This is a genomic window from Pseudomonas sp. LTJR-52 (genome assembly GCF_003691465.1).
GTDB lineage: Bacteria > Pseudomonadota > Gammaproteobacteria > Pseudomonadales > Pseudomonadaceae > Chryseomonas > Chryseomonas luteola.
This window is the reverse complement of sequence record NZ_CP033105.1, coordinates 1,010,383-1,028,117: the sequence shown is the minus strand read 5'-3', so window position 1 is coordinate 1,028,117 and position 17,735 is coordinate 1,010,383. Positions and strand designations below refer to the sequence as shown.

Sequence of the window (17,735 nt, the reverse complement as noted above, 5' to 3'; positions counted from 1 at the left end):
CGCATGACTTTCATTCAATGGGCAGGCGTACTCAGTACGTTACTGCTGGTTCTGGCCTTGGCATCGGCCTACCTTCGCTGGCTTCCTGTCACTACATCCGTCGTTTGCCTGGCATTTGGCATTGCTATTGGCCCGCTGGGGCTGGGTCTCTGGCAGGAAAGCTTTCAGGACGTGGCCCCCTGGATGGAGCATCTGACGGAAGTTGCCGTTCTGATCTCCCTGTTCGTGACCGGACTCAAACTGCGATTACCCCTGACGGACCCGGCCTGGCACGGTGCCTACATGCTGGCCGGACCGATCATGCTGTGCTGTATTACCGGCAGTACTCTGGTCTGCCACTACCTGTTTGGTCTCAACTGGGGCACCTCCCTTCTCATCGGCGCGGCACTGGCCCCTACCGACCCTGTTTTGGCCGGGCTCGTCCAGGTCGTTCATGCCCGGGACTTCGACCGGGTGCGCTACTCGCTGTCCGGTGAGGCAGGCCTTAACGACGGCACGGCCTTTCCGTTTGTTGTCCTGGCCCTGCTGGTCATGCACCACGATAGCGTACAGGCCGACTGGCTGGGTGAATGGGTTCTGCATCGCCTGCTCTGGGCCGTGCCTGCAGGCCTTCTGATCGGCTACACCCTGGGGCGGTTGATGGGGCGATTTTCCATTTACCTGCGGATCAAACACCGCGACAGCGTCATCTCTCCCAATGACTTTCTTGCACTGGCCCTGATAGGTCTGGCCTATGTACTGGCCGATCTGGTCGGCGCCTGGGGCTTTCTTGCTGTGTTTGCAGCGGGCGTGGGGTTGCGTCGAGTGGAGGTCTCATCCTCCGGCCACGCCAAGATTCCGGCCGAGGAGCAGACCCAGCCGGTACTGGGCCACATGACCGGATCGGTCGTACAGGCCGACCGGCTCGACCATAACAAACTGAGCAACGCCACGGTGGCAGCCGGCGTACTGATGGGTGACATGCTGGCCTTTGGCAACCTGCTGGAACGCTCCCTGGAAGTGTTGCTGGTCACGCTGCTGGGCGTATTGCTCTACCCCCACTGGGACTGGCGCGCGGCAGGGCTGGCGCTGCTATTGTTCTGCGTGATCCGCCCTTTAAGCGTGTACTTGCTGATGGGTCGACGTTGGGCGACCCCTGCCCAGCGCACACTGATCGGCTGGTTCGGCATACGAGGGATCGGCAGCCTGTACTACCTGAGTTATGCCCTGAACCACGGCCTTACGGAAGGCTCACTCAAGGATAGTATCGACATCACTTTAACCGTCGTGACTATCAGTATCCTGCTGCACGGAGTCACTACCCAGCCCTTGCTGGATCGCTATGAGCGTAAACATGCTAAAGAACAGGCATGAGCTAGCGCGGGCTTATACCGTGTCGGTAAGTGCTTTGACCGTGTCGATGACTTTGAAGACGTCGAAAGGCTTTTCGAAGATGGCATTGAACAGATGCTGGTTCTGCTGAGCGATATGCGCCTGCGCACCGGTGGTCAGGATGATGGGTATCGCCTTGAGATCGGGATGGTCGTGAATGGCCTGGGCCAACTCCATGCCATTCATCAAGGGCATCATGAAATCCGTGATGACCAGCGCAGGCTGCTCGCGCAGCAAGGCATCCAGCGCCTTTTGGCCATTGCTGGCCGTTTTGACCTGGAACCCGGCATCCTCAAGCGCGAACGAGAGAATTTCAGCGATTAAAAACTCATCATCGACCACCAGAATCGTCGTCATGTATTTACCTTCCCTGTAATGACGACATCAGCCCTGACTGTTCGACGTTGCTGAGCCTGAAAGAACCATCTCCGCATTTCTGAAAGCCTTAGCTAAATCAATACCACTATCACTGATAACAATTTCACGAAGTGACGGGTCGAAGTGGCTGTCCCGTACCTTCAATATGGAAATGACCCGCTTGAGTTCGGCATTCAATTCCGCATAGCGCATCATGAACAGATTGTCTGTAATGCCTGACAGTTCAGGCGCAGGCGCATGAATATCCGACCCGAAGAGGTCTTTCATCTCCCACGTGCCATACACTGTGACACCCATAGACCTGAGCTGGTTGGTGAGCGCGGTAAAGAATTCCATGAGTCGATCCTCCTTGCCGGCCATGCGCGCAATGGCGCCGAGGCTGTCAATCAATAACCGCCTGGCCTTCAATCGGCGGACCTCATCAATAATCTGATGGCCTACTTTATCCAGCTGCAACTCAACCGTTGGCTGCCAATGAATATGTACAGCGCCGCTATCGATCAGGCCGCCCAGATCCAGCCCCATGCTGCGTGCCTTGACCCGTAGCCTGTCTGGCGTCTCGTAAAACCCGAAGATCACCCCGGGTTCCTCCAGAGAGGATTGGGCAATAAAGCTCAGGCCCATAGAGGTTTTGCCGCTGCCTGACGGCCCCATCAGCAAGGAGATGGAGGATCGGCTAAGGCCTCCTGCAAGCATCTGGTCAAGACTGGTCAGCCCTGTGCCGACTCGGCGCTCATCAATCTGCTCCGGACGATAAGGCGTGTTGTAGACAGCCTCGAGCCTTGGATAGACCACAAACCCATCTTCAGTGATCTGATACTCATGCAGCCCAGCAATCGCAGGGCTGCCACGCGTCTTGCGCAGGGTCATGCGACGAATGGAGCGCACGCCACGAATCTCCTCGCCCACGTCCAGCACACCGTCGACCATGGTCAACTCGGGGCTGCCGTCATCGAGACGCGAGCTGGTCAGGAACAGAACCGTACAATTGGCAAAGGCGGCATGGGCCTGCAATTCGGCGATAAACCGCTTCGTGTCCAAAGGCGTTTCGGCTCTGGAGCGGGCATTGAGCAGTCCATCGACCACCAGCAGCGTCGCCTTTTGCCGGGAGATTTCCCGGCGCAGCAGCTTGACGACCGGCTCAAGCCCTTCCTGCTCCATGGTGTCGAACGCACTAAGGTATTGGATATCACCGCCGATCTGGCTGTGATCGAAAAAGCTGAGCGTGGAAAGAAACTGGAACATCCGCTCATGGGATTCGGACAACAACGTGGCGAACAGGACACGCTCACCCTTGCGCACATGGTTGAAGGCAATCTGATTGGCCAGAATTGTCTTGCCAGAACCCGGACGGCCCTGAATGACATATGACGCGCCGGCCACAAAGCCGCCCCGTAATAAGGTATCCAGCCCCTCGATTCCACTTTCCAGGCGCGTTAGTTGCTTCAATTCGATTGGCCCTGCCAGAGAGTAAAAGATCATTGATCGACCACACCGTGGCGGTCTGAACAGGTCGACAAGACTATGGCTCAGCGCCTGAAATATCCAGATGAATACTTCTGTGAGGTGATCAGGGTACTCACCAGAGATGACAAATGAGCAGGAGTTCTCAGACAGAAAGACATGGAGCACCACGTCTTTAGAGACGGGAGCGGCAGCTGCCGCTCCTCAAGGGGAACGTTACTTGTCTGGCTGCGGCGTCATGCGCAGGTAGGGACGTAGCGCCTGATAGCCTTTTGGGAAGCGCTGCTTGATCTCGTCTTCATCCTTGAGCGAAGGCACGATCACCACATCGCCACCCTGCTCCCAGTTGGCTGGCGTAGCCACCTTATGGTTATCGGTCAGCTGCAGCGAATCGATCACCCGCAGGATCTCATTGAAGTTACGTCCCGTGCTGGCTGGGTACGTGATGATCAGCCGGACCTTTTTGTTCGGGTCGATGACAAACAACGAGCGAACCGTCAGCGAGTCGTTCGCGTTCGGATGGATCATGTCGTACAGGCCCGACACTTTTCGATCTTCATCGGCAATGATGGGAAAGTTGACGGTGGTCTTCTGAGTGTCGTTGATGTCATCGATCCAGCGGCGGTGAGAATCGGCCGGATCGACCGACAGGGCAATGACCTTAACGTTTCGGGCTGCGAATTCGTCCTTTAGCTTGGCCGTGAACCCAAGCTCTGTCGTACAGACGGGCGTGAAATCGGCCGGGTGCGAGAACAGCACGCCCCAGCTATCGCCCAGCCACTCGTGAAAACGAATACGGCCTTCGCTGGAATCCTGTTCGAAATCGGGTGCTATATCGCCCAATCTAAGGCTCATGGTGATCCTCCTGTATCGGTTCAAGGGGCCACCTGCCTGGGCAGATGGTCCGGATAAGTTAAGCCCGGTATCGTGACGTTCGCTCGATTTGATGCTGCAGCTGGTACAGGAATGTGAAACCGTCCTCCCAGCGTTCATGACCGGACCTCACATTGATGTGACCGACATCGGCCAGGATCGTTGAGGCGGCACCCCAGGTATTCGCCAGATAACGCGCGCGCTCCGGTGTGGCAGCGGGGTCGTTACCGGAGCCGACAAGCAGCGCCGGAAACGGCAGAGCCTGCCGAGGCAATGGCGCAAAATTCTTTAGCGGCGCAGGACAGGCCGGCCGCTCGACGTCTGCGGGTGCAACCAGCAACGCACCGACTACACGCTGTCTTGTTTCAGGGTCGGCCTGCTCGGCCCAATGAGCCACGGTTGCACAGCCCAGACTGTGAGCGATCAGGATAACCGGAGCGTGGCAGGCCTTCAGACTGCGCTCCAGCTCATCCACCCATTCCTGACGTTGCGGCGTGAACCAATCCTTTTGCTCTACCCGAGAGCAATCAGGCAGAACACGCTGCCAGTGGCTTTGCCAATGATTGGCAGGCGAGCCCTGCCAACCGGGAACAATCAGGTACTGTATCGGGGTGGTGCCCATGGCGATGCCTCTACAGGAGTCATGTCAGCAGTGTACGCACGCCTAAAATACGCACAAAGAATAAGTAATAATTTATTTATTCTTTAATGGAATATGGCTCATTCCTCAACAAGCTGCAGCGCTTTGGCCTGAATGATTACGCCCTCCTGCGCCATTGGTCTTCTTTCTTACCATCAGCCCGTAATATCTGAACTCCCCGCGGATATCCCTCTCCTTACCTAGGAAGGCTGTTGATCATCAATAGCCGAATCAGGGTTTCCCCTGGAGAATTCAAATGACTGCTAAAAACGACAACCCAGGAAATTTTGCCAACGACCGCGAAAAAGCCTCCGAAGCAGGCAAAAAAGGGGGTCAGAACAGCGGCGGTAATTTTGCCAACGATCGCGAGAAAGCCTCTGAAGCAGGCAAAAAAGGTGGCCAGAACAGTCATGGCGGCGGCCGCAGCTAGCAGCTGAGTGGTTGAGCGGAGGCCCAGCTTCCGCTCAAGCTCTGTTTTCAGGCGCTGCTGAAGACGCTTCCTACCGTTTGAGTAAATCCACGCTTTTACCGACCTCTAATGCCCTCTTTGATCGTCACCATCCCTGACACGACCTGATCGCTCGCTTCAGACGTATCTGCCTGAGCGATAGAAAGAACCTGCTACCTGGAGTATTTCGGCCTCCAGAAGAGCTCAAGCGCATGAGGGTCTGGTATAGCCTCTCTAAAATAGAGCTACACAGAGACATCTGCCTTAAGCGTGTAAAGGTAATAACCTGATGAGGGCAATTGAGAATTGCCGGAGGGCTTATGAATTAAATTGACAGAACAGACACACCGATAACCAGAGCTCAAAAAACAATACCGGTAAAAAGCCGATTTCATCTTCCTATGGTTTGCACAATAGCGGCATCGCTGAACTCTTCCATCCGCAACAATTTCAGCGAAGCGAGAAACGCATGAGCCTGATGTTCATGGCGAAATTCAATAGACGGCCGCTGGGATTCAGTACACATAGCCGGTATGTTTCTTTCCTGCCATACCACCGTGACCAACTTTCCTCGTAATGAACAGCTATGTAGCGTTCTTCCGTCACTGGTCTTGATCGTCCAGGCAGTCATGAAGTACCTGTATAGTTAATGAATAACCGTTGCGCCTCGTTAAACTTTGGCCAGACTATTCTTTCTTCGAATATCAAACTGATTATCTATTTCACGCTTGATGCCCGTCACCCACACTTGCGCCTCAGCCTGGCTCATTTGATAAGGTGAACTATTTCGTCTGGCTTCTAGAATGGTAATACCGCTTTGCTGATTGAAGATGCGCACGGCGAAGCCTTTTTCGCTCTCTTCCAGCACTTGGAAACCCAAGGGCAGAAACTGCGACTTCATATAGGTGAGAACAGGGGCTGATACGTCAGTTGACATGAATTTTCCTTACGCTAATAAACGTGAAAAACCCCGGCTTGGCGGGGCCTTATGTCAACGCTCTCTGACCTGTCCCGCTTCGAAGCCCTTAGGCCCTACGATCAACTGATAACTCACAAGCTGGCCTTCATTCGGGCCTCTGAAGCTTCGGTTTTCAAAAGATTTCGTATGAATGAAAAGGTCTGGTCCTTCTTGCGGAATAATAAAGCCAAATCCTTTATCTTCACTAAACCACTTGATAGTGCCTTGATGTCTAATGGACATGATTTTTCTCCTGGGTATGAATTACGGCAGCCTTTGAAATGCGCCGAGACTGCACCTAACGGGCAGAGGAACCGAGGAGATGATTTCAGACAGGCCATCAAGTCAGCATCGCGGTGACAATTAGCTATACAGTAAGGCCACTGTACTCTCTTTCACGTCCATGTGTTGCTTTTATACTGAACCTAGACGGACGGAATAAATGAAAACAAATATGACTATTATTACTCCATTATTTATGCTTCCCAAATATTATAGGCCTGCCATTTATTTGGTCTAACACTCTGATTTCATTGAGCAAGTGTTATTTAAATCGTTTCTTAGCAGAGAAAATAATCGAGAAAATAAAAATAAAGGTATACAAGAGCTGAAAAAAGCGTATTGTGATCTCACTGCTTTGCAACTGCTACTTCGATACCTGGCTTGATGTTCTGTTTTTCGTTTCATCTCCTCGGCTCGTTTTACTTTCGCACCTCAGTCTCGGCCTGAATGTTTCAGCGCCGCAGCCTTATTTTACCCTGGAGATACATCATGTCTGGTCGTCAAAATGGCACCGTCAAATGGTTCAACGATGAAAAAGGTTTTGGTTTTATCACTCCTGAGAGTGGTCCGGACCTGTTCGTCCATTATCGCTCGATCGAAAGTTCAGGCTTCAAGAGCCTGAGTGAAGGTCAAGCAGTGTCCTTCGTGGCCGTCAAAGGTCAGAAAGGCATGCAAGCTGATCAGGTTCAAGTCGCTTAAGACACCTGATCCAAAAAAGCCCCGCACTGCGGGGCTTTTTTATTGCCTTGGAAAATAGCCTGCCAACCGATTCGCCCAAGGCATACCCCGTGGGCATGCCTGCACCTGGACAATGATCAGGTAGGCATGGGCCCATCCGGTGATATAAATGGCTTTGTAAAACCCGGTGCCAAGGGTGCCAATGCCCACTCACTGCGGAATCGGCTGAGGTACACCATGTTGCTGCGGGTGGCGGCTTTTCGGTTCATTTTCCCAGCCATAACCGCGAGCTGCGTCTTGATACCATCAATAACCGTATGTAACCGCTCCTGATCATCCAGATCGGCCGCGGAAATCACACGTATGGCCACCACATCCTTGTTTTGCGTTGAAAACGTTAGCGTCAGACTGCCGTCAGGTCGAACGGCTGAAATGACGGGCCGGTTAACCTCAAAGGAGGATGACAGGGTCTTGAGATACGCCTTCATGTGAAACACCTCGCCGAGCAGAATGGTAGATATTGGCAGCCAGCGCTGCGTTTATGGCTCCACAAGCCAGTGCGAGGCACCTAGAGTGCCTCGACATGTTCAGCCTGCATGCCCTTCCCTAATTTGCCTTCAGCGGCAATGTAGGAAACCGGCTGGCCCGCGATCAGCTGCTTGACCACATGACCACCGTTGACCGACTTGTGGTGCACAAACAATTCAGGCCCCTGGGCCTGAACAATGAAGCCATACCCTTTGACACGGTCGAACCATTTGACGGTACCGGTTTGACGATCAGACATGAAAGGCTCCTGGATAAGGTAGGCCGCAGGGAAACATCCCGTGCGAGCCGAGGCGGCAGTGATCCAAAGAGAGGCTGGGGTGTAGATAAAACACCCTCAAGGGGTCATGGCAGCATGATAGCAACGTAGTTACTTCACCATAGGCGCATTCGGCCTGGGGTGTGCGGCTATTTAGCTGTGCGGCGACGGGTGGGAATCCTTGCTCTGCCATGCGATCAAAGCGACAAACTGCTCAGCACAGCGGCAGGCCTGATTGAGCACGTGTAGAAAGCCCATGCCAGACGGGTTCTTGTCGCTGATGCAGGCGCGGTACTGATATGAACCGAAGGCATTCAGCCTGGGAGAATTATGTACTACGGAGAGCGATTCAACGCCTGGACGCACCTGATCGGCGCAGCCCTGGCGTTCATGGGTGCGGTATGGCTACTGGTACGGGCCAGCCTGGACGGCTCACCAACCAAGGTCATCAGCATCATTATCTATGGCGTCACGCTGGTGCTGCTCTATAGCGCCTCGACGATTTACCACAGTGTGCAGGGCCGTGCGAAAACGGTCATGCGCAAGGTGGATCACCTCTCCATCTACCTGTTGATTGCTGGCAGCTACACGCCTTTCTGCCTGGTGACACTGAAAGGCCCCTGGGGCTGGACGCTGTTCGCTATCGTCTGGGGGCTGGCGGTCATCGGCATGCTGCAGGAGATCAAACCCCGTTCCGAGGCCCGCGTTCTGTCCGTTGTAATTTATGCCGTGATGGGCTGGATCGTTCTGGTCGCGGTCAATCCATTGCTGGCGTCGCTGGGCGCGGCAGGCTTTACCTGGCTGGTCACAGGGGGTTGCCTTTATACACTAGGGATCGTTTTCTTCGCGTTCGATCACCGTTTTCGCCACTGGCATGGCATCTGGCACTTATTCGTCATGGGGGGCAGCCTGCTGCACTTCATTACCATCGCCCTGTATGTGGTGTGATACCTTCAATTCAGTAGTATTCAGCGAACACAGGTATCAGGCCGGAGTCAGGCCACTCGTCTGTTACTGAAAAAGACCTGAATCAGGCGCTATGCTTGAAGGCCTTTGCTCACCGCATTGTTTCTAATTTTTGAGCGCTGTCTTGGACCATATAAAAGCTTTAACAGGTTTGCCTGACAGCGCTCCTGCGCAAGGCTTGTTACTTACATTTCGCCTCTCCCATAGGCGACCCGCTGGATCGTACGGGGCGGACGTCGAAGGCCATGCAGGCGGGCTTTGACGCTCATTTAAGCAAGCCCATCCAGTTCGATACGCTTATCCAGCACACGCTTGAAACGGTCAATCGGCGTCGGTCTTAAAAAGAGCCCGCCTCGCGGCGGGCTAAAGGTGCCTTATAGGGGAATAACTACAGGCAGCGTGACGTGGGTGACCGCGTGGCAATCAGAGTTTGGCGATCGAGACCTCCGTGGACTTCACGAAGGCAATCACCTCGCTTCCGACCACCAGTTCCAGCTCCTTGACCGAGCGCGTGGTGATCACGGAGGTAACGATCCCGGCAGCGGTTTGTACGTCGATTTCGGAAAGCACCGACCCTTCGATGATTTCCTTAATGGTGCCTTTGAACTGGTTACGAACGTTGATGGCTTTAATGGTCATGGTTGTGCTCCTCAACTCAAGTGATCAAAGTGCCCAGCGCAGTTGCGTGGGACGGTAGTCGGTGTCGTGATGGTCGGGCAGTGAAGGTTGGGCCAGTACGCGGGCCAGCACCTTAGCCTCCAGTGCGGCAAGCCCGCCCGAGCCGCGGTTGCGCGGACGCGGCAGATTGATGCCGAGGTCCAGGCCGACCCGGCCCTCCTCGATCAGCAGGACGCGATCCGCCATGGCTACGGCTTCACCCACGTCGTGCGTGACCAGCAGAACGGTGAATCCATGCTGCTGCCAGAGACGTTCGATCAACTGCTGCATCTCGATGCGGGTCAGGGCGTCCAGCGCACCCAAGGGCTCATCCAGCAGCAACAGGCGCGGCTCATGAATCAGAGCCCGCGCCAGGGCCACACGCTGTTTCTGTCCACCCGACAGCGCAGCCGGCCATTCATGGGCCCGCTCAGCCAGCCCCACGGCGTCCAGCGCCTCTAGCGCCTTCTGCTGCCAATGGCCTTTGAGGCCCAGGCCGACGTTATCGATGATGCGTTTCCAGGGCAGCAGACGGGCATCCTGAAACATAAGACGGGTCGCGTCCTGATGCCGGGCAAGCGGCTCCTTGCCCGCCAGCAGTTGCCCGCCAGTCGGCTTATCCAGTCCGGCCACCAGCCGCAGCAAGGTGCTCTTGCCGCAACCGCTGCGCCCCACCACGGCCACAAACTGACCAGAGGGAATCGTCAGGTCGATACCCTGAAGCACGTCGCGCTCACCGAACCGCTTGCCGACCCCTTCCAGGGTCAGGGCTGTTCCCCGCTTGTAAGGGAGACTGTGCAAGGCCGTCATGCTGCACCTCCTGTTTTCTGATAGGCCGGATGCCAGCGCAGCCATGCACGCTCAAGGCCGCGGGCCGCAAGATCTGCCAGCTTGCCAAGGACGGCATACAGCACGATTGCCAGTACCACGATGTCGGTTTGCAGGAATTCACGGGCATTCATGGCGAGATACCCGATGCCGGAACTGGCCGAGATGGTCTCCGCCACGATCAGGGTCAGCCACATCAACCCAAGCGCAAAGCGCACCCCCACCAGGATCGACGGCAGCGCCCCAGGCAGCACGACCTGCGTGAACAATCGATAGCCGGAGAGCCCGTAGCTGCGCGCCATTTCCACCAGGGCCGGATCGACGTTGCGAATGCCGTGATAGGTATTGAGGTAGATCGGGAAAAACGTACCCAGGGCGACCAGGAAGATCTTGGCCGACTCATCGATCCCGAACCACAGGATGACCAGCGGGATAAGTGCCAGATGCGGCACGTTACGTACCATCTGTACGGAGCTGTCCAAAAGACGCTCGCCCCAGCGTGAAAGCCCGGTAATAAAACCCAGCAGCAGGCCGATACCACCTCCGATAGCAAAGCCGATACTGGCGCGCCAGCTGCTGATGGCGAGGTGTTGCCAGAGCTCGCCACTGCGCACCAGGCTCCAGCCTGCTTCCAGCACTGCACTGGGTGCCGGCAGGATACGGCTGGACAAGAGGCCGGTTTCCACAGCCACCTGCCACCCGGTCAGGAGCAGCACGGGCAGCACCCAGGGCGCTACGCGTTGCAGAGAGGTGTTGATCGTATGATTCATACCGACTCCTCAGCTCTGCGCGGCATACTTCGTGGTTGAGGATGGCACGATGTCGTTGGCCACGATCTCGCCGAAGGGGCTGATGTTATTAGCACCCGCCGGCTGCTCGGGTCGGCTAAGCGGCAGGTGCGGGAACAGGAGTTCGGCCACACGGTAGGACTCTTCCAGGTGCGGATAGCCGGACAGGATGAAGGTATCGATGCCCAGTTCGGCATACTCCTTCATCAGCTGGGCCACGGTGGGGCCATCACCGACCAGGGCAGTCCCTGCCCCACCGCGCACAAGACCTACACCAGCCCAAAGGTTGGGCGCGATTTCCAGCTTGTCGCGTCGTCCGCCGTGCAGCGCAGCCATGCGCTGCTGACCAACCGAATCGAACCGCGCAAACGAGGCCTGGGCCTTGGCGATGGTGGCATCATCCAGATTGGCGATGAGCCGGTCGGCCGCCTTCCAGGCCTCTTCATTCGTTTCACGCACAATCACATGCAGGCGAATCCCAAAGCGAACAGTACGGCCATGGCGCGCCGCTTTTTCACGGACGGCTTCGATCTTTTCGCGTACCGCCTCAAGCGGTTCACCCCAGGTCAGGTACAGCTCGACCTGCTGGGCAGCCAGTTCCTGGGCAGGCTCGGAGGAGCCTCCAAAGTACAGTGGCGGACGTGGCTGTTGCAGTGGCGGATAGAGCAGCTTGGCGCCCTTGACCTTGATGTGCTTGCCGTCAAAGTCGACCGTCTCGCCTTCCAGCACGCGACGCCAGATATGGGTGAACTCTTCCGAGGCCTCGTAGCGCTCCTCATGGCTCAGGAACAACCCATCTCCGGCCAGCTCTTCCGGGTCGCCGCCGGTCACGAGGTTGAACAGCGCCCGCCCGCCGGACAGGCGATCGAGCGTAGCGGCCTGACGAGCAGCAACGGTGGGTGAAATGATGCCGGGGCGCAGCGCTACCAGAAACTTGAGTCGCTGGGTCACTGGGATCAGCGAGGCCGCCACCAGCCAGGAGTCCTCGCAGCTGCGGCCGGTAGGAATCAGTACGCCGCCAAACCCGAGGCGGTCCGCCGCCTGGGCGATCTGTTGCAGGTAGCCGTGGTCAACGGCGCGGGCGCCCTCTGCGGTGCCAAGGTAATGGCCGTCGCCGTGGGTTGGTAGAAACCAGAAAACGTTGAGATTGCTCATGTACAGTGCTCCGTCAGATGGAAATCTGGGTCAATTCAAATGTGGGCTTCAGGGTGCTTTCAGCGGCATCAGCCGTGGGTACCAGGGGCAAGGGCTGCACATGGGCGTCGACAAAGGCACACCATGACGCGTGCCATCGCCTGATCCATCCCATTCAGGTAGCGCTCGACCAGACGGCTGGCGATCGTAGGCAGGGGCTTGGTACTCATGGCGTCACCTCGGTGTTGGTTTGGCGTTGCGCAGTAACCGGTACGGCAGGCGTCGCAACATCGGCCACGCGTATCGGCTTGGGAATCAGGCGGTTCTGGTAGAACAGGTCAGCGGTTTGCTGCTGGTTTTCGATGTCCCTGGCGGCAATCGGGCTGATGGGTGAATCCGGACGGTGGCTGAAATAGGAGGCCACCACGGCCTGCGGCAGTCCCAGCTGGCGCGTCATGATTTCGATGCTGCCTTCGGGATTGGCCCGCGTGAGCGCCTCGGCCTGGTTCAGCGCATTGAAGATCTGCGGGATAAGGCCTGGATTGCGCTCGGCAAACGGACGGGCTGCCAGATAGAAGGAGCCTGAATTGGAAAGCCCGTTACGGCCATCGGTCAGCACACGCACCTGACCGGTTAACAGCGCCGCCGAATAGAAGGGATCCCAGATGGCCCAGGCGTCCACGTTGCCCTGATCGAAGGCTGCACGGGCGTCAGCAGGCGGCAGGTAAACCGGTTGGATATCGGTGTAGTTGAGGCCTGCCTGATTAAGTGCTCGAAGCAGCAGCGCATGGGAGCTGGAGCCTTTCTGGAAGGCTACCTTTTTCCCCTTGAGATCCGCCAGGGTGTGGATCGGGCTGTCCTTGCTCACCAGAATGACCTCAGCCAATGGTTTGGCGGGCTCGGTGCCAACATAAAGCAGATCGGCCCCGGCGGCCTGGGCGAAAATCGGCGGGATATCACCTGTCGCCCCCAGATCGATGCTGCCTGCGTTCAGGGCTTCGAGCAGTTGCGGCCCCGCCGGAAACTCCACATAACGAACCTGCGTATTCGGGAAGCGCGTCTCCAGGAAGCGCTTCTCCCGCGCCACCACCAGATTCACGGCACTCTTCTGGTAACCGATGCGCAACTCGGCGGGATCGGCCGAGGCGCTCTGGAACGCGAACGCTGCCAGCGTACCGAGCAGGATCAGGCTGCGGGTCAGGAAAGCAGGCTTCATGGTTTTACCTCCGCGCGCTGGGCAAGGTTGGCAGGCGGTGTCCAGATCACGTCACGAACCGCCAGCGTTTTGGGAATCAGACGAATCTGCGTAAAGGCATCGGCAATCTTCTGCTGCGCAGTTACCACCTCGGGCGTAATGAACTGGGCCCCGTAGCCCTGCCGCGCCACGACCGTACGGGCAATGTCTTCCGGCAAGCCGAGCAGCGGCGCGACCTGCTTGGCGACCTCCTCAGGATTGGCCTTTGCCCACTTCCCTACCGAGCGAACCTCGTCGACCAGCGTGGCAATGACTTGCGGGTGCTGTTGGGCGTAAGGGCGTGTTGAGAGATAGAACTGGTGGTTGTCGACCAGCCCGGTACCGTCGGTAAGCGTGCGCGCCTGAAGCTGTTTTTCTGCAGCCGCCTGATACGGGTCCCAGATGACCCAAGCATCGGCGCTGCCGCGTTCGAAGGCGGCGCGGGCATCAGCCGGAGGCAGGTAGATTGGTTGAATGTCGCTGTATTTCAGGCCTGCCTTTTCCAGCGCGCGAACCAGCAGGTAATGAACATTGGAGCCCTTGTTCAGGACGATCTTCTTGCCCTTGAGATCGGCCAGCGTCTGGATGGAAGAATCCTTGGGCACCAGGATCGCTTCGCTGGTGGGCGCAGGCGGTTCATGGGCGACATATACGAGGTCAGCACCCGCCGCCTGAGCGAAAACGGGCGGGGTTTCACCAGTAACGCCAAAGTCGATGCTGCCAACATTCAGCCCTTCCAGTAATTGGGGGCCGCCGGGAAATTCAGTCCATTGCACGTTAACGCCCTGCTCGGCCAGGCGTTTTTCCAGCGTGCCACGGGCCTTGAGCAGCACCAGCGTGCCGTATTTCTGATAGCCTACCCGTAAGGTTTCGGCGGCTTGAACAGTGGCATCGAGCGACAGGGCCAGCAGCAGCGCGGCAACCCATCTTCGATGCAAGGGTTTGACGCGCATCGCGTGCTCCTTGGCTTCGAGTGGTGTCCTGCCTGCTGCCCCGTTGTCGGGTCAGTAAGGTGGGTAATCTGTTCTCCCGTGTGGGAGTGGTTACATCAGATGCTCCAGCGTGCCTGTGTCAGCTGCGCTGTCAAAACATGTGGCTCGACCGGCTTCGGTCGGCGGGCCAGTGCGGCCAGAAAAAGCTCCAGCGACTCGTCCAAACGCTCCGCCAGTGCAGGTGAGAGCGGTGTTTCGCTTTCATAACTAATCTGGCTGTCATCCGCGAACACACCGGGCACGATCTCCTGCGCCTTGAGCGCAGCCAGAACCGGCTTGAGCGCATAATCCACTGCCAGCATGTGCGCAATGGAGCCGCCGGTTGCCAACGGCAACACCACCTTGTGATTGAGTGCCCGCTCCGGCAGCAGATCGAGTACCGTCTTGAGCACCCCGGAAAACGAGGCCTTGTAGATCGGTGTGGACACTACGAGGCCGTCCGCATTGTGCACGTGCTCGACAAAGGCCTTGACCTGAGGGCTCTCGAACCGCGCCTGGATCAAATCTTCGGGCGGGAAATCCTGGATGCGCCAGGAGGCTACCTCGACCCCATGTGCGTTCAGCCATTGCCGGGCCTCGCCGAGCAGTACGCTCGATCGGGATCTGGCCCCTGGGCTGCCCGCCAGCGAAACCACTAGCATGCCGTTCCCCTTCAACTGTCCTGTTAGGGTCGGTATGCCCCTCAGGTATGTAGCGAACCATAGCAAGCCTTAGCTTATGCCTAAAAATCATTTTTATTCATTTGCTTATAACTTTTTGTATAAATGAAAAACCCCAGCGCGCGGGCTGGGGTTTTCTGGTGTTGTAAGGCTTGCAAGCAGAGTGCGGAAGATCGGTACTGCACCCTCGATTTACAGGGTGAAGCGCCCTTACTGCGGCGCTTTCTGGATTTCAGCCTGAACCTGATCGAACAGCGGTTTGCCCACGGTATCGATAACCGACTGGATGGCCGGCTGCGCCTTTTCACGCATGCGCTGGGTTTCCTCTGCGCTTACCTGGTTGATCTGCATTCCGTGGGCCTTCAGCTCTTCCAGGGCTTTTTCGCCTTCGGCGCGTGTGTCCAGCCGCTCGGCATCACGTGCCTTCCTGGCTGCCTCCATCAGGATGTCCTGCTCGGTCTTGGACAACCCGTCCCACCAGCGCTTGGAGGCCAGCATGATCCAGGGACTGTACACATGGTTGGTCACGGTCAGGTACTTCTGCACCTCATAAAACTTGGATGACAGAATCGTGTTGAACGGGTTTTCCTGCCCATCCACGGCCTTGGTCTCCAGGCCGGTAAAGAGTTCGGAGAACGGCAGCGGCACGGCATTGGCACCCAGTTGCTTGAAGGTATCCATGAAGACCGGGCTCTGCATCACCCGCACCTTGATGCCGGAGAAGTCTTCCAGCTTGTTGATCGGGCGAACGTTGTTGGTCATGTTGCGAAAGCCGTTCTCCCAGTAGACAAGGCCGACGAGGCCCTTTTCCTGGAGCTTGTCCATAACCTGCTGGCCTACTGGTCCGTCGAGTACATAATCCGCCTGTTTTGCATTGGAAAACAAAAAGGGCGTATCCCAGATCGCCATCTCCTTGGTGATGCCGACCAGCGTCGCGGTAGAACCCACCATCATTTCCTGCGCCCCGCCAATCAACGCATTCTGCATCTGGGCATCCGGGCCAAGGCTTCCGGCACCAAAGGTGCGCACCTTGAGCTTGCCACCTGAGGCCTTGGCCACCTCCTCTGCAAATACCTTGGCGCCGCGTCCCTGGTTACTGTCTTCGTTTAGGCCATAACCGAAGCGGATCATGCGGGGGCGAATGTCATCGGCGGCCTGGGTTGTGAGGGTGGCTAGCGGGCCGCAGAGCACAGCCGTGGCCAGGGTTGCGAAGAGAAAGCGTTTCATGGGCGTTCCTTTTATTGTTGTTGATAAAGCCTGATGCCTGGGCCCTGCGGGGCCCAGGCCGTTCAATGCAACCACTTCAGCGGTACGGTAATGATCTCGGGAAAGATCACCAGCAGGACAACAATGGCGATATAGGTAAAGAAGAAGGGCAGCACGCCCTGCACCAGCTTTTCCATGCGGATACGTCCGATCCCTCCAACCACGTTCAATACAGTACCCACCGGCGGCGTGATCAGGCCAATCGAGCCGATCAGCACAAACATCACCCCAAAGTAGACCGGGTCGACGCCCGCCTTGGCTGCAATGGGTGCCAGGACAGGTCCCAGGATCAGGATGGTGGGCGTAAGGTCCAGCACCATGCCGATGGCCACCATCAAGAGCATGATGGCGGCTACCAGCAGCTTGGGATTGTCGGCAATCGGACCCAGCATGGCGGCGATTTCATCGGGGAGCTGGGCCAGTGTGACCATGTAGGCCGAAACGGTTGCGGCCGCACACAGGAACATCACCGAGGCCGTGGTGCGGCTGGCCCGGGTCAGCACCTCAACCAGTGCGTTCCAGCTCAGTTCCCGGTACAGCAGCGTGGACACCAGTAGCGCATATACCGCCGCGACCACGGCTGCCTCGGTGGGCGTGAAGATACCGCCCCGCAGACCGCCCACAATAATCACCGGTAGCATCAGGGCGGCAATGCCATCCACGATGGCATGACGGCGTTCCGCCCAGGAAGCCTTGGGTTGCGGCGGCTCGTGAATGCTTCGGGCGATCAATGTCCAGGCGATGATCAGCCCGGCCCCCATGATGAGCCCAGGAACCAGACCCGCCAGGAATAACTGGCTGATCGAGGTATTGGTTACAACGCCGTAAATCACAAAGGGCATCGACGGCGGAATGATCGGCGCAATAATGCCGCCTGCCGACACCAGTCCACAGGAAGAGCTGAGCGGATAGCCGCGCTGACGCATCATGGGCAGTAGCAGGGTCGCCAACGCCGCGGTATCGGCCAGGGCCGAACCCGACATGCTGGCCAGCAGCACCGAGGCGGCAATGGCAACGTAACCCAACCCGCCCTTCTTGTGGCCGACAAAGGCTTGGGCCATGGTGATGATGCGTCGGGAAATGCCGCCTGCGTTCATCAGCTCGCCAGCCAGAATAAAGAATGGCACAGCCAGGAGCGGAAAGCTGTCGGCACCGGCCTGTAGATTCTGGGCCAGCAGTTGCACATCCCAAAAGTCCAGGTACCACATCAGCACCGCGCCGGTCAGCAGGAGTGCAAACGCAATCGGCATCCCGAACGCCATGAAGCCCAACAGGGAGGAAAGAAAGACAGCAACGGTCATGATCAGCCCTTAA

Annotated in this window: 22 protein-coding genes; 4 read left to right on the top strand and 18 right to left on the bottom strand. The window is 57.3% G+C overall.

Annotation, left to right across the window (positions count from 1 at the left end; genetic code table 11):
• Positions 1-3: 3 nt before the first annotated feature.
• Positions 4-1,353 carry a sodium:proton antiporter gene (locus EAW52_RS04705; RefSeq protein ID WP_177411892.1) on the top strand — a complete coding sequence of 450 codons (1,350 nt, stop codon included), beginning with the start codon at positions 4-6 and terminating at the stop codon, positions 1,351-1,353.
• Between the two features lie 12 nt (positions 1,354-1,365).
• On the opposite strand, the gene EAW52_RS04700 is transcribed toward EAW52_RS04705, so the two are convergent.
• From EAW52_RS04700 to EAW52_RS04685, 4 genes are all read right to left on the bottom strand, one after another.
• On the bottom strand, positions 1,366-1,728 hold the full coding sequence (locus tag EAW52_RS04700; protein ID WP_074822007.1) for a response regulator: 363 nt from the start codon (positions 1,726-1,728) through the stop codon (positions 1,366-1,368).
• A gap of 27 nt (positions 1,729-1,755) precedes the next feature.
• The gene (locus EAW52_RS04695; RefSeq protein ID WP_122044721.1) at positions 1,756-3,198 is read right to left on the bottom strand and encodes an ATPase domain-containing protein; all 1,443 of its coding nucleotides are present in this window, start codon (positions 3,196-3,198) and stop codon (positions 1,756-1,758) included.
• Between the two features lie 231 nt (positions 3,199-3,429).
• On the bottom strand, positions 3,430-4,068 hold the full coding sequence (locus tag EAW52_RS04690; RefSeq protein WP_010795827.1) for a peroxiredoxin: 639 nt from the start codon (positions 4,066-4,068) through the stop codon (positions 3,430-3,432).
• A 58-nt stretch (positions 4,069-4,126) separates the two neighbouring features.
• Positions 4,127-4,708 (bottom strand): alpha/beta hydrolase, encoded by a 582-nt coding sequence (locus EAW52_RS04685; protein WP_122041590.1) that lies wholly within the window; start codon positions 4,706-4,708, stop codon positions 4,127-4,129.
• A gap of 274 nt (positions 4,709-4,982) precedes the next feature.
• Between EAW52_RS04685 and EAW52_RS04680 the strand changes: the two genes are divergently transcribed.
• The gene (locus EAW52_RS04680; RefSeq protein ID WP_010795829.1) at positions 4,983-5,156 is read left to right on the top strand and encodes a general stress protein; all 174 of its coding nucleotides are present in this window, start codon (positions 4,983-4,985) and stop codon (positions 5,154-5,156) included.
• A gap of 688 nt (positions 5,157-5,844) precedes the next feature.
• On the opposite strand, the gene EAW52_RS04675 is transcribed toward EAW52_RS04680, so the two are convergent.
• Both EAW52_RS04675 and EAW52_RS04670 read right to left on the bottom strand, forming a co-directional pair.
• Positions 5,845-6,111 carry a hypothetical protein gene (locus EAW52_RS04675; RefSeq protein ID WP_010795831.1) on the bottom strand — a complete coding sequence of 89 codons (267 nt, stop codon included), beginning with the start codon at positions 6,109-6,111 and terminating at the stop codon, positions 5,845-5,847.
• 54 nt (positions 6,112-6,165) lie between these two features.
• Positions 6,166-6,375: a cold-shock protein gene (locus EAW52_RS04670; RefSeq protein WP_019367346.1), complete on the bottom strand. Its 210-nt coding sequence runs from the start codon at positions 6,373-6,375 to the stop codon at positions 6,166-6,168.
• A 528-nt stretch (positions 6,376-6,903) separates the two neighbouring features.
• Between EAW52_RS04670 and EAW52_RS04665 the strand changes: the two genes are divergently transcribed.
• Complete coding sequence (locus EAW52_RS04665; RefSeq protein WP_010795833.1) at positions 6,904-7,113, top strand: cold-shock protein; 210 nt, start codon at positions 6,904-6,906, stop codon at positions 7,111-7,113.
• A gap of 116 nt (positions 7,114-7,229) precedes the next feature.
• On the opposite strand, the gene EAW52_RS04660 is transcribed toward EAW52_RS04665, so the two are convergent.
• Both EAW52_RS04660 and EAW52_RS04655 read right to left on the bottom strand, forming a co-directional pair.
• Positions 7,230-7,580 (bottom strand): DUF3509 domain-containing protein, encoded by a 351-nt coding sequence (locus EAW52_RS04660; RefSeq protein WP_019367347.1) that lies wholly within the window; start codon positions 7,578-7,580, stop codon positions 7,230-7,232.
• An 80-nt stretch (positions 7,581-7,660) separates the two neighbouring features.
• Positions 7,661-7,879, bottom strand: coding sequence for a cold-shock protein (locus EAW52_RS04655; protein ID WP_122041589.1), 219 nt, complete (start codon positions 7,877-7,879; stop codon positions 7,661-7,663).
• A gap of 348 nt (positions 7,880-8,227) precedes the next feature.
• On the opposite strand from EAW52_RS04655, the gene EAW52_RS04650 reads away from it, so the two are divergent.
• On the top strand, positions 8,228-8,845 hold the full coding sequence (locus EAW52_RS04650) for a hemolysin III family protein (protein WP_122041588.1): 618 nt from the start codon (positions 8,228-8,230) through the stop codon (positions 8,843-8,845).
• 441 nt (positions 8,846-9,286) lie between these two features.
• On the opposite strand, the gene EAW52_RS04645 is transcribed toward EAW52_RS04650, so the two are convergent.
• The 10 genes from EAW52_RS04645 to EAW52_RS04605 form a co-directional block, all read right to left on the bottom strand.
• Positions 9,287-9,502 (bottom strand): molybdopterin-binding protein, encoded by a 216-nt coding sequence (locus EAW52_RS04645; RefSeq protein WP_010795839.1) that lies wholly within the window; start codon positions 9,500-9,502, stop codon positions 9,287-9,289.
• 24 nt (positions 9,503-9,526) lie between these two features.
• Entirely contained in the window at positions 9,527-10,330 is an 804-nt protein-coding gene (gene ssuB, locus EAW52_RS04640; protein WP_122041587.1) for an aliphatic sulfonates ABC transporter ATP-binding protein, read from the bottom strand.
• Positions 10,327-11,118, bottom strand: coding sequence for an aliphatic sulfonate ABC transporter permease SsuC (gene ssuC / locus EAW52_RS04635; RefSeq protein WP_122041586.1), 792 nt, complete (start codon positions 11,116-11,118; stop codon positions 10,327-10,329). The genes ssuB and ssuC overlap by 4 nt, the downstream gene beginning before the upstream one ends.
• 9 nt (positions 11,119-11,127) lie before the next feature.
• Positions 11,128-12,291, bottom strand: a complete 1,164-nt coding sequence (gene ssuD, locus EAW52_RS04630; protein ID WP_122041585.1) for an FMNH2-dependent alkanesulfonate monooxygenase — start codon at positions 12,289-12,291, stop codon at positions 11,128-11,130.
• 68 nt (positions 12,292-12,359) lie between these two features.
• Positions 12,360-12,500, bottom strand: coding sequence for a hypothetical protein (locus EAW52_RS25845; protein ID WP_162997585.1), 141 nt, complete (start codon positions 12,498-12,500; stop codon positions 12,360-12,362).
• The gene (locus EAW52_RS04625) at positions 12,497-13,486 is read right to left on the bottom strand and encodes an aliphatic sulfonate ABC transporter substrate-binding protein (protein ID WP_122041584.1); all 990 of its coding nucleotides are present in this window, start codon (positions 13,484-13,486) and stop codon (positions 12,497-12,499) included. The genes EAW52_RS25845 and EAW52_RS04625 overlap by 4 nt, the downstream gene beginning before the upstream one ends.
• Complete coding sequence (locus EAW52_RS04620) at positions 13,483-14,457, bottom strand: sulfonate ABC transporter substrate-binding protein (RefSeq protein ID WP_122041583.1); 975 nt, start codon at positions 14,455-14,457, stop codon at positions 13,483-13,485. Before EAW52_RS04620 ends, EAW52_RS04625 begins: the two co-directional genes overlap by 4 nt.
• 95 nt (positions 14,458-14,552) lie before the next feature.
• Positions 14,553-15,137: an NADPH-dependent FMN reductase gene (gene ssuE, locus EAW52_RS04615; RefSeq protein ID WP_122041582.1), complete on the bottom strand. Its 585-nt coding sequence runs from the start codon at positions 15,135-15,137 to the stop codon at positions 14,553-14,555.
• 228 nt (positions 15,138-15,365) lie between these two features.
• Positions 15,366-16,382, bottom strand: coding sequence for a TRAP transporter substrate-binding protein (locus tag EAW52_RS04610; protein WP_122041581.1), 1,017 nt, complete (start codon positions 16,380-16,382; stop codon positions 15,366-15,368).
• Positions 16,383-16,444: 62 nt separating this feature from the next.
• Entirely contained in the window at positions 16,445-17,722 is a 1,278-nt protein-coding gene (locus EAW52_RS04605) for a TRAP transporter large permease (protein ID WP_010795849.1), read from the bottom strand.
• Positions 17,723-17,735 lie beyond the last annotated feature (13 nt).

What these genes read in the sequence shown, in the direction of transcription:
- EAW52_RS04670 (WP_019367346.1), bottom strand. Translation starts at nt 6,375, where the DNA reads ATGTCCATTAGACATCAAGGCACTATCAAGTGGTTTAGTGAAGATAAA.
- EAW52_RS04620 (WP_122041583.1), bottom strand. Translation starts at nt 14,457, where the DNA reads ATGCGCGTCAAACCCTTGCATCGAAGATGGGTTGCCGCGCTGCTGCTG.
- ssuB (WP_122041587.1), bottom strand. Translation starts at nt 10,330, where the DNA reads ATGACGGCCTTGCACAGTCTCCCTTACAAGCGGGGAACAGCCCTGACC.
- EAW52_RS04690 (WP_010795827.1), bottom strand. Translation starts at nt 4,068, where the DNA reads ATGAGCCTTAGATTGGGCGATATAGCACCCGATTTCGAACAGGATTCC.
- EAW52_RS04700 (WP_074822007.1), bottom strand. Translation starts at nt 1,728, where the DNA reads ATGACGACGATTCTGGTGGTCGATGATGAGTTTTTAATCGCTGAAATT.
- EAW52_RS04665 (WP_010795833.1), top strand. Translation starts at nt 6,904, where the DNA reads ATGTCTGGTCGTCAAAATGGCACCGTCAAATGGTTCAACGATGAAAAA.
- EAW52_RS04685 (WP_122041590.1), bottom strand. Translation starts at nt 4,708, where the DNA reads ATGGGCACCACCCCGATACAGTACCTGATTGTTCCCGGTTGGCAGGGC.
- EAW52_RS04645 (WP_010795839.1), bottom strand. Translation starts at nt 9,502, where the DNA reads ATGACCATTAAAGCCATCAACGTTCGTAACCAGTTCAAAGGCACCATT.
- EAW52_RS04610 (WP_122041581.1), bottom strand. Translation starts at nt 16,382, where the DNA reads ATGAAACGCTTTCTCTTCGCAACCCTGGCCACGGCTGTGCTCTGCGGC.
- ssuD (WP_122041585.1), bottom strand. Translation starts at nt 12,291, where the DNA reads ATGAGCAATCTCAACGTTTTCTGGTTTCTACCAACCCACGGCGACGGC.
- ssuE (WP_122041582.1), bottom strand. Translation starts at nt 15,137, where the DNA reads ATGCTAGTGGTTTCGCTGGCGGGCAGCCCAGGGGCCAGATCCCGATCG.
- EAW52_RS04660 (WP_019367347.1), bottom strand. Translation starts at nt 7,580, where the DNA reads ATGAAGGCGTATCTCAAGACCCTGTCATCCTCCTTTGAGGTTAACCGG.
- EAW52_RS04625 (WP_122041584.1), bottom strand. Translation starts at nt 13,486, where the DNA reads ATGAAGCCTGCTTTCCTGACCCGCAGCCTGATCCTGCTCGGTACGCTG.
- EAW52_RS04605 (WP_010795849.1), bottom strand. Translation starts at nt 17,722, where the DNA reads ATGACCGTTGCTGTCTTTCTTTCCTCCCTGTTGGGCTTCATGGCGTTC.
- ssuC (WP_122041586.1), bottom strand. Translation starts at nt 11,118, where the DNA reads ATGAATCATACGATCAACACCTCTCTGCAACGCGTAGCGCCCTGGGTG.
- EAW52_RS25845 (WP_162997585.1), bottom strand. Translation starts at nt 12,500, where the DNA reads ATGAGTACCAAGCCCCTGCCTACGATCGCCAGCCGTCTGGTCGAGCGC.
- EAW52_RS04655 (WP_122041589.1), bottom strand. Translation starts at nt 7,879, where the DNA reads ATGTCTGATCGTCAAACCGGTACCGTCAAATGGTTCGACCGTGTCAAA.
- EAW52_RS04675 (WP_010795831.1), bottom strand. Translation starts at nt 6,111, where the DNA reads ATGTCAACTGACGTATCAGCCCCTGTTCTCACCTATATGAAGTCGCAG.
- EAW52_RS04680 (WP_010795829.1), top strand. Translation starts at nt 4,983, where the DNA reads ATGACTGCTAAAAACGACAACCCAGGAAATTTTGCCAACGACCGCGAA.
- EAW52_RS04650 (WP_122041588.1), top strand. Translation starts at nt 8,228, where the DNA reads ATGTACTACGGAGAGCGATTCAACGCCTGGACGCACCTGATCGGCGCA.
- EAW52_RS04705 (WP_177411892.1), top strand. Translation starts at nt 4, where the DNA reads ATGACTTTCATTCAATGGGCAGGCGTACTCAGTACGTTACTGCTGGTT.